The 9,246-nt window shown below is 39.0% G+C and carries 10 protein-coding genes and 1 pseudogene; 10 read left to right on the forward strand and 1 reads right to left on the reverse strand.

Annotated features, from left to right (window positions below):
* Positions 1-221 (reverse strand): annotated as a pseudogene (locus tag RQ763_RS06115) (hypothetical protein); the annotation flags it as partial.
* 93 nt (positions 222-314) lie between these two features.
* On the opposite strand from RQ763_RS06115, the gene RQ763_RS06120 reads away from it, so the two are divergent.
* The 10 genes from RQ763_RS06120 to RQ763_RS06165 all read left to right on the forward strand — a co-directional run bounded on the left by RQ763_RS06120 (position 315) and on the right by RQ763_RS06165 (position 9,185).
* Positions 315-995 (forward strand): MerR family transcriptional regulator, encoded by a 681-nt coding sequence (locus RQ763_RS06120; RefSeq protein ID WP_314151783.1) that lies wholly within the window; start codon positions 315-317, stop codon positions 993-995.
* 45 nt (positions 996-1,040) lie between these two features.
* Positions 1,041-1,922 (forward strand): glycine--tRNA ligase subunit alpha, encoded by an 882-nt coding sequence (gene glyQ, locus RQ763_RS06125; protein WP_314151784.1) that lies wholly within the window; start codon positions 1,041-1,043, stop codon positions 1,920-1,922.
* A 25-nt stretch (positions 1,923-1,947) separates the two neighbouring features.
* On the forward strand, positions 1,948-2,715 hold the full coding sequence (locus tag RQ763_RS06130) for a DpnI domain-containing protein (protein ID WP_314151785.1): 768 nt from the start codon (positions 1,948-1,950) through the stop codon (positions 2,713-2,715).
* A gap of 10 nt (positions 2,716-2,725) precedes the next feature.
* Positions 2,726-3,004 carry a hypothetical protein gene (locus RQ763_RS06135; RefSeq protein ID WP_314151786.1) on the forward strand — a complete coding sequence of 93 codons (279 nt, stop codon included), beginning with the start codon at positions 2,726-2,728 and terminating at the stop codon, positions 3,002-3,004.
* Entirely contained in the window at positions 2,997-5,234 is a 2,238-nt protein-coding gene (locus RQ763_RS06140; protein ID WP_314151787.1) for an AAA family ATPase, read from the forward strand. Before RQ763_RS06135 ends, RQ763_RS06140 begins: the two co-directional genes overlap by 8 nt.
* 80 nt (positions 5,235-5,314) lie before the next feature.
* Positions 5,315-6,187 (forward strand): TIGR01777 family oxidoreductase, encoded by an 873-nt coding sequence (locus RQ763_RS06145; RefSeq protein ID WP_314151789.1) that lies wholly within the window; start codon positions 5,315-5,317, stop codon positions 6,185-6,187.
* A gap of 76 nt (positions 6,188-6,263) precedes the next feature.
* Positions 6,264-6,839: an AmmeMemoRadiSam system protein A gene (gene amrA, locus RQ763_RS06150; RefSeq protein WP_314151790.1), complete on the forward strand. Its 576-nt coding sequence runs from the start codon at positions 6,264-6,266 to the stop codon at positions 6,837-6,839.
* A 21-nt stretch (positions 6,840-6,860) separates the two neighbouring features.
* Positions 6,861-7,649, forward strand: a complete 789-nt coding sequence (gene amrB, locus RQ763_RS06155; protein ID WP_314151791.1) for an AmmeMemoRadiSam system protein B — start codon at positions 6,861-6,863, stop codon at positions 7,647-7,649.
* Positions 7,642-7,956 (forward strand): cupin domain-containing protein, encoded by a 315-nt coding sequence (locus RQ763_RS06160; protein ID WP_314151793.1) that lies wholly within the window; start codon positions 7,642-7,644, stop codon positions 7,954-7,956. The genes amrB and RQ763_RS06160 overlap by 8 nt, the downstream gene beginning before the upstream one ends.
* A 152-nt stretch (positions 7,957-8,108) precedes the next feature.
* The gene (locus tag RQ763_RS06165) at positions 8,109-9,185 is read left to right on the forward strand and encodes a hemolysin family protein (RefSeq protein WP_314151794.1); all 1,077 of its coding nucleotides are present in this window, start codon (positions 8,109-8,111) and stop codon (positions 9,183-9,185) included.
* Positions 9,186-9,246: the final 61 nt, after the last annotated feature.

Consider the following 9,246-nt stretch of genomic DNA (forward strand, 5'->3'; position numbering starts at 1 on the left):
AAAAAAACACCAATCAGCATAACGCCTTCCCATGCACCGCTTGTTTCTATGATTGCAGCATACTCATAGTTTTGTGGTTCTAAACCAAAAATCATATTTGAAATATAAGACATACCGGTAGATGCACCTATCGGACGATTTGCACCCCAAACAGAAAAAGTGAAAAAAAATAGCAGAGCCATCAAAAGACCGCCAACCCACCAAGGTATTTTACGAGGCATATTAATCCTTTTAGCATTTCTAAAACGTTAAGTGGTACTTAACGTTTTGAATTATAGGGTATAATTCTTATAATAATATTAATAGGACTTACTATGGAGTACAAAATATCTGAGTTAGTTGCGAAAACAAATGTTCCAAAATCAACAGTTTTATACTATATAAGAGAAGGCTTGCTACCAGAAGCAAAAAAGCTGAAGTCTAACGTTCATAGATACGGCAATGAACATATTGAGCTTTTGGAATATATAAAGTACATGAAGCAGGAGGTGGGAAGCTCAAACGAGCAAATAAAAGAGATACTACAAAATAAAAACCAATCATTTTCCAGCTCCTCTTCAATGATAGCGCCTTTGATGCAGACTCTAGGCAGTATTCCTAAAGATGCAAAGCATTACACAAAAGAGGGGTTTATAGAACTTTTTAGTGTTGATGCAGAGTTTTTGGAAGAACTTTTAAGGGATGGTCTTTTGCTGCCTCTAGCAGAGGACGATTTTACGCAAAAAGAGCTCTCGATTGTAAGGCTTATAGAGAAATTTAAAAGCGTGGGTGTTGATTATGAGATTATCAAAGAGTATGCACTCCATGCAAAAGCTTTGGCAGAGCTTGAGCTAAAGATGCAAAAAAAGCTCTGTGACAAAAGAGATGATGATAACTTTTCTACACTCTGGAAAATTATGTTTGACACTCTTTTTGGAGCAAAAGCATATCTTTTTAACCGCTCTACATATCAGATGATGCATAAAGCGCTTAAAGAGGAAATTTCAAAAAAGTAAAGTATTGCTTTGTTATAATGGCGCAACTATTTACAAGAGGCACTCATGATAACTTTTAGCTCCATGTTACTAAAACTACAAGAATTTTGGATGAAGCAGGGGTGCAATATAGTACAACCCTACGACATTCCTGCTGGTGCAGGAACATTTCATCCGGCTACTTTTTTGCGCTCACTAGATTCTACTCCGTGGTCTGTTGCTTATGTGGCACCATCTCGCCGTCCAACGGATGGAAGATATGGCGAAAATCCAAACCGTTTAGGGAGCTACTACCAGTTTCAAGCGCTCATCAAGCCATCACCGGACAACATTCAAGAGCTTTACCTAAAGTCGTTAGAGTATCTCGGACTTGACGTAAAAAACCATGATATCCGATTTGTAGAAGATAACTGGGAATCACCGACACTCGGTGCATGGGGTCTTGGCTGGGAAGTTTGGCTTAACGGTATGGAAGTGACACAGTTTACATATTTTCAACAAGTAGGCGGCATAGAGTGCAGTCCTGTAGCAGTTGAGATAACCTACGGAACAGAGAGACTTGCTATGTATCTGCAAGGAGTGGACACTGTTTTTGACATCGTTTGGGGCGAAAATGAGCATGGAAAAACACTCTACCGCGATGTTCACAAAGAGGCTGAGATAGAGTTTAGCAAGTACAACTTTGAAGTAGCAGATACGGCGATGTTATTTGCAGAGTTTAACGCAAAAAGTGAGGAGTGCCTAAAAACCATAGAAGCAGGGCTTCCTCTTCCCGCGTACGACCTATGCATGATGGCGGCAAACACTTTTAACGTACTAGATGCCAGAAAAGCCATCAGCCAAACAGAACGCCAAAACTACATCCTAAAAATCCGCGAACTCTCACGAGGCTGCGCAGAGCTATACAAAGCGCAGGAAGTTGATAGAAACAAGAGGGTTAAGGCGTAAAGATTATGTTTAAAATGGTAAATTAATGAGCTTAAATCTTTACTCAGCAAAAGCGGATATTTACCATAGCAACTCACAAAAAATACGAGTCTTAACAGAAAATTGGGTCAATGAATTTATATACTGTCCCAACTGCGGCAGCAGTATATGTGAATATGAAAATAATAAGCCTGTTGCTGATTTTTATTGTCCTAAATGCAGTGAAGATTATGAACTCAAAAGTAAAAAAGACAAAATTGGTAAAAAAATTGTCGATGGTGCTTATGCTACGATGATTGAACGCCTGCAAAGTGAATCAAATCCAAACTTCTTCTTTTTAAATTATGATAAAAATACTCTTGATATCTCTAATTTTATAGTTATTCCAAAACATTTTTTTATTCCAGAAATCATTGAAAAGCGAAACCCGCTCTCTTCAACAGCTAGAAGAGCGGGTTGGGTAGGATGCAATATCCTTCTTGATACTATTCCAAATAGCGGTAAAATATTTTATGTCAAAGATTCCAAGATACAAAGTAAAGATAAAATTTTAGAAGAGTGGAATAAAACAAGTTTTTTAAAAGAGTCTCACAATATTAAATCCAAAGGTTGGATACTTGATATTTTAAAATGTATTGAAAAACTTGATAGAAAAGATTTTACTCTTCATGATATTTATCAATTTGAAACTTATCTTAAGCTCAAGCATCCAGACAACAATAATGTTCAAGCAAAAATCAGGCAACAGCTTCAAGTCTTAAGAGATAAAGAGTATCTAAGCTTTACGGCTCGTGGAAAATATAAACTTAACTAGGATGTGCAGTTTGAAAAATAGTATTATAGATAAAAAATATATATTTGTAACATTTGAAGGGTTTACGTTTCAGCCAGATAGCGAATCGGATGTGCCAGATATTGAGAATATGCAAGTAATAGGGTTTTCAAAAGGAAAAGATACAAAAGAAGCATTTAAAAATTTACTTCTTAATCAACAATATTTAAAAGATACTACATTTAATGAGGTAATAGCTTTTGAATTAGCAAGTGATAAACAGGATGTTTTTACAATCGATGATATTCGTTCAGGTCTAAATATTGAATGAAACCATAATAGGTCAGATTGACAAAATCCTTTTTGAAGAAGAGGCTTTTTTTATAGCCGTTTTGAAGGGCGGTGAAAAGGTTAGCGGCTCTTACTTTGAGAGTGCTGTTTCACATCTTAAGGATTCTGCTGTGACTCTTAAGGGGCACTGGGAAGAGCATAAAAAGTATGGCAAAACTTTTAAGTTTGAGCAGATAAAAGTGAACCAAAACGAACTCTTTTTCTTTCTCAACAAAATCGTAAAGGGGTTTACAAAGAAGCTGACGGCTGAGCTTATAGAGCATTTCGGAAACGAGGGGCTTGTCGAGGTTTTAGACAACGATATAGAGAGGCTTTTAGAGTTTAGCGGTATCAAAGAGAAGAGGCTGAAGAAGATTCAGGCTTCGTGGAAAAAGTTTCGTTCCATGCGTGAAATAGGGGAGTTCTTAAGCCCTTATGATGTTTCTCCCGCATTTTTAACAACTATTGCAACTGCCATGAGAGATGTTGAAGAGCCATGTGCAAAGATAAAAAACAATCCTTACGTTTTAACCTCCATAAACTCAATAGGCTTCAAACGTGCCGATGAACTCGCCCTTAAGATGGGGGTAAATCCAAGCGATGAAAACCGTATAGGTTCGGCAATGGATTATGTACTGCTTAACTACTGCGAGCAGCAGGGCAACTCATGTGTGGCAAAAGAGATACTCTTTAGCGAGCTTAATGAACTTCTTTTATTTAGTGACAAAAACCATCTTTATGAGGCGATTTTGATTGAGCGCGTTAGTGAGGGGAGCATTGTTTTGATGAAAAACAATCGTGTCTCTCCTGCGCGACTTTATGATGCAGAGAAATATTTATATGATGAGTTTAAAAGAAGAGCAAAGCTGCAAAACGACGGGTTTGTAAAAAATATTGACGAGTTTTTAAAAGAGAAAGAGCTTCAGTTGGGAGAGCAGCAAAAAGAGGCGGTGAAGAAGATAAACGATGGTGCTTCCATACTCTTTTTGGTAGGTTATGCCGGAACGGGGAAGAGTACGACTTCTAAAACAGTTCTGGATTTGCTCAATATAAAATATGACAAAAAAGAGATAATGACATGTGCTCTTAGCGGTATAGCTTCGCAGCGCATCGCCGATACGACGGGTTATGAGAGCGCAACTATCCAGAGTCTGCTTGTTAAGTTTGAAGACAGGGACAACTTTCCCTACTCGGTTGTTTTAATAGATGAAGCATCCATGATAAACTCCTCTCTCTTTGCAAGGCTGGTTTCAAAAATAGATAAAAATGCCATCTTGATTATCGTAGGAGATGATGCGCAGCTCCCTCCCATCGGTGCGGGGAATGTACTGAGCGATGTTTTGACATTGGAGCTTGCACCCATTGTAAAGCTTACAAAAATCTACAGACAGAGTGAAGACAAAGCCATAACGGTTATCGCAAACGATATACGGGAGGGGATTGTTCCCGAGTATAGAAAAACATATGAAGATTTTGAGTTTTTGGATGTTTCCATGCAGAACTATTATGTTTTGAAAAACCAACTCTCTCAAAAAGAGCTGCAGGATATGAGAGAAAATAACTCCGCGCAAATAGTTGCCGAGATAGCCCACAAGGTTGTTGAATCAATCGAAAAAGCAAGGTACAGACTTAACAATAAGCAGATTAAAGAGTATCTGAACTATTTTCAGGTTATTACTCCCATGAAGGGCGGAACTCTTGGCGTAAACAACTTAAACAGTGTCTTGCAGGACTATTTCAACCCAAACCCCAAAAAGTGCGTAAAAAAGGGCGGTGTAGAGTTTAGGCTTATGGACAAGGTTGTTCACACCAAAAATGAAAACATGACTTCGTGGAGCGGTGAGGGGTATAAAAACGGCGAAGATTCGGCAATCAGGCGCATATTTAACGGGATGAGCGGACTTCTTTTCAAGATAGAAGAGGAGGATGAACAAGTGGCAGTCTTTTACCCGAATGAGGATGTTGTTGTAGTTTATGAGTACGAAGAGTTGAAGTCACATCTGATGCTCTCCTATGCGCTAACCGTCCATAAAGTACAAGGGATGGAGTATGACATTGTCGTCATTCCTATGAGTTTTTCACACTACATTATGCACAATACAAAGCTCATTTATACCGCTGTTACGAGGGCAAAACACAAGTGCATCCTAATAGGCGAGAGCGGAGCTTTTGAGAGCGGATGCAAGAAGTTTGAAGCCACAAGAAGAGATACGGTGCTTTTGGAACTTTAGTGCGCAACATCAGTTATAAGGACTTTTTTATTAACTTAAACATATAATCAAAGCAGATGTATAACCTCAAGGAGTTTTAGATGGCGATAGGGAACAAGCTTAAGATAGCTATTTGCGGAAAAAGTGGGTTGGTCGGCTCAAAACTTGAAGAGTTCTTCAATCCAAATCACAATGAGATAGTGGGCTTGAGGGTACGCGAAGACACCTCCGTGGAGAATATAGCAGAGCAGCTTGAGAAGTGTGATGTTCTAATCAATCTAAGCGGTACTACTATTTTGGCTCCATGGAGTGAGAGTTATAAAAAAAAGCTTCGCAGCAGCCGCATTGAAACTACAAAAAAACTAGTCGATGCTATCGCTGTTTGCAAAGAGAAGCCTAAGCTTTTTTTGAGTGCTTCAGCGGTTGGAATCTATGAGTCAAATATAGCGCATGACGACAACTCCAAAAAGTATGCTGATGATTTCCTCTCCGCTCTTTGTTTGGAGTGGGAAACGGAGGCAGAAAAAGCCAAAGCCTTTGACGTAAGGGTCGTGACGATGAGGTTTGGCGTTATTTTTGCCAAAGAGGGTGGCGCTATGGATAAGATACTGCCTCCTTTTAAGATGGGAGTCGGAGGAAAGCTTGGAGATGGCACTCAGATGGTCTCATGGATACATATAGAAGATCTCCTAAGAGCTATTGATTTTATTATAAAAACACCTGCTATTAGCAGTTCTGTAAATTTTACCGCGCCTTACCCTATCTCGAACATAGAGCAGACAAAGATTTTGGGCAAGGTGCTAAAGCGACCGACATTTTTTTGTGTTCCAGCCTTTTTAATAAAGTTGATTTTTGGAGAGGGCGCGCATGTGGTTCTTGACTCAAAAGAGGTATACCCTACAAAGCTGCGTGAGAACGGCTTTGAGTTCCATTATGAAAAATTTGAAGATGCATTAAAAGAGATAGTAGGTTAATCTGAAAAAAGTGTTTATTATTTTATAAAGTTTAAAGTTGTAAAATGGACGATTGATTAAATAAAAAGGGGCTTTAATGATAGATGCTGTTTTATTACAAATCGCAAAACATGCCATACTTGAAGAGTTTAGCAGCGCATATGATTTTGACAAAGTAAAGCTCTTACAGAAGTACCCCTTTTTGAAAAATAGTGCCGCTACATTTGTAACACTGGAGTACGACCATCATCTAAGAGGATGCATAGGCTCCTTGGTTGCGCATCGTTCACTTTATGAAGATGTTTTTCAAAATGCAAAATCTGCCGCATTTAAAGATCCGAGATTTCATCCGCTTAACGAAAAAGAGCTTTCACATATCAATATAGAAGTTTCTGTTCTTAGTGAGCCTGAAATTTTGGAGTATGAAGATTTTGCGGATCTGCTTACAAAAGTAGAGCCTCAGTTGGACGGTCTTATCTTTAAACACAAAGGGTATCAGGGAACATTTCTGCCTCAAGTTTGGAAAGAGTTACAGTCGCCAAAAGTCTTTTTGGAGCATCTTAGCATGAAAGCCGGACTCACTCCTTTGGTATATGAGGAGCATCCAGACATTTACAGGTATAGAGTTAAGGCAATAAACGAAGATTTTGAGAAGATACCTCCATTGGAGTAGCAACAAAAGCAGGAGTTTAAGATGAAAAGAAAGATGAGCGTGAGCGGTGCTTTTTATCCGGGAAGAGCGGTTGAGATAGAGAGATATTTTGAACACTTTAGCACTGTTTATGATGAAAAAAAGAGTCTTCCGCAGTTAAAATCAAGAGTTGCGATAGTCCCTCATGCAGGGTATATCTACTCCGGCTACAGCGCAAATATAGCATATAGAGTTTTGCGCCAAAGTAGAGTAAAGAAGTTTGTCGTTATGGGACCTTCGCATAAGATTGGTTTTGATGGAGCATCACTTTGCGATTTTAGCTCCTACGAGACGCCGCTTGGAGATATAGAGAGCTCGGCTTCGTTGCATCTGGCAATAAAAGAGAGGTTCAATCTTCCATGTATTTTAGAAGCGCATCAAGAACACAGCACAGAGGTGCAGTTTCCATTCATAAAGCACTATATCGAGGATGCCCAGATAGTGGAGATTGTCTACTCATACGCAGATGCTTCTGAGCTTTGCCAAATCATAGATTATATTTTAAGCAACAAGGATTGCGGCGTTATCATAAGTACCGACTTAAGCCATTTTCACTCTCTTAGCAATGCGACAAGACTTGACAATATCTGTCTTGAAGCAATTGAGAATATTGATATAGACAAACTCCACAGCGGGTGTGAGGCATGCGGAAAGATTGGTGTTGAGGCAGTGCTTCTTAGTGCAAAAAAATTCGGCTTGAAGTCACAACTGCTTGACTATAGTACAAGTGCAGATGCTAGCGGAGACACTGATAGAGTTGTCGGATATGTGAGTGCATGCTTTTATGAGTAAAAACATCTTTGAAAACATCCCAAAACCTGCAGATGATGAGTTTTTTGAAGAGCTGTTCTCAAAAGACGGGGTAAAAATAGAGAGAATTGTCTCCTACGGGCACGCTACGCCTGAGTTTGAGTGGTATGACCAAAGAAGAGATGAGTGGGTAATTTTACTCAAAGGAGAGGCGGTTATAACTTTTTTGAACGAGGATGAGGTAAGGCTAAGGGCAGGGGACTATATCAATATTCCTGCACATAAAAAGCATAGAGTCTCCTGGACAAAGCCTGATGAAGAGAGTATTTGGCTTGCGGTGCACTGTTGAGTTTGCTTGCACACAGATATAAGCTAAGCTTTTTTAAACAGGCAGTAACTATAATATGCTATAATTTGCGCAAAAATTAAAAGGAAATTTTAAATGACCCAAAGCGACCCGGCCTCGCGTAGTTTTACCCACGTTTTCATGGGAGCAGTTCTGTGACTCTGCTCATTGTTTACCTCTCACTTGCCATATTCATATCGTTTCTCTGCTCAATCTTAGAAGCAGTTTTACTATCAAGTACAAACTCATATATTGAAAGCTTATCAAAAGACCAAAATGAACAGTTAGTCAACAAGCTAAAAGGTTTAAAATCAAATATTGACAAACCAATTTCATCGATTTTAACGGTCAATACTTTTGCGCATACAATGGGCGCTGCCGGTGTCGGTGCTCAAGCGCAGATTCTTTTTGGAGAGGAGTGGCAAGCGCTGGTTGCTTTTGTCGTAACGCTTCTTATCTTATACTTTTCAGAGATTATTCCTAAGACTATCGGCGCACTTTACTGGAAAAAACTTTTGGTTCCATCGGCATATATGATCTCATTTATGATGACAATCAGCGCGCCTTTTACATGGTTTTCATCATTTTTGACCAACTATATTTCAAGAAACAAAAAGCATCAAAGCAATTTTTCACGTGATGAGATTATGGCAGTCGTTGCGATGGGTGAGAGAGAAGGAACGATTCTAAGTAAAGAGAGTGACCTGATTGAAAATCTTTTAAAATTAAAAAATATTAAAGCAAAAGACATTATGACACCGCGAAGTGTTGTTTTTTCTTTATCGGCAGAAACAACAATCGAAGAAGCGGTAGAGGATGACCGCATGTACATTCACTCTCGTATTCCTATCTACAGAGAGACTCTTGATGACGTTGTGGGTATTGTTTTTAGTCAAAGAATTCTTGAAGAGAGCAATGAAGATAACGACAGTATGACTTTAGAGAGTATCTCACATGAAGTGCATATGGTCTCAGAAAATGTACCTGTTCCCCATCTTATAGATCTTTTTGTCAAGAGAAAGACTCACCTATTTATAGTCTATGACAGCTATGGTCAGACAGTCGGTGTCGTTACACTTGAAGATGCGATTGAAACTCTTTTGGGTGTAGAGATTGTTGATGAGATGGATGAGATCGAAGATATGCAGCTTTTCGCAAAAGATAGAAGTAAAAAGTTTCAAGACAAGATGAAGTTTGAGAGAACAAAGATGGAAAAAGCTAAAAGCGTTTAGTGAGGTAGAAGATGGTTAAGGTTAGTGCTGTTCAGATGCAAATGAGTGAAGATAAAGCTTC

Origin of the sequence: Sulfurimonas sp., assembly GCF_032250635.1 — a bacterium.
Lineage (GTDB): Bacteria > Campylobacterota > Campylobacteria > Campylobacterales > Sulfurimonadaceae > Sulfurimonas.

Bases quoted from the DNA above. Each gene is read 5' to 3' on its own strand.
- amrB (WP_314151791.1), top strand. From the start codon at position 6,861: ATGAAAAGAAAGATGAGCGTGAGCGGTGCTTTTTATCCGGGAAGAGCG.
- glyQ (WP_314151784.1), top strand. From the start codon at position 1,041: ATGATAACTTTTAGCTCCATGTTACTAAAACTACAAGAATTTTGGATG.
- RQ763_RS06120 (WP_314151783.1), top strand. From the start codon at position 315: ATGGAGTACAAAATATCTGAGTTAGTTGCGAAAACAAATGTTCCAAAA.
- RQ763_RS06145 (WP_314151789.1), top strand. From the start codon at position 5,315: ATGGCGATAGGGAACAAGCTTAAGATAGCTATTTGCGGAAAAAGTGGG.
- RQ763_RS06160 (WP_314151793.1), top strand. From the start codon at position 7,642: ATGAGTAAAAACATCTTTGAAAACATCCCAAAACCTGCAGATGATGAG.
- amrA (WP_314151790.1), top strand. From the start codon at position 6,264: ATGATAGATGCTGTTTTATTACAAATCGCAAAACATGCCATACTTGAA.
- RQ763_RS06130 (WP_314151785.1), top strand. From the start codon at position 1,948: ATGAGCTTAAATCTTTACTCAGCAAAAGCGGATATTTACCATAGCAAC.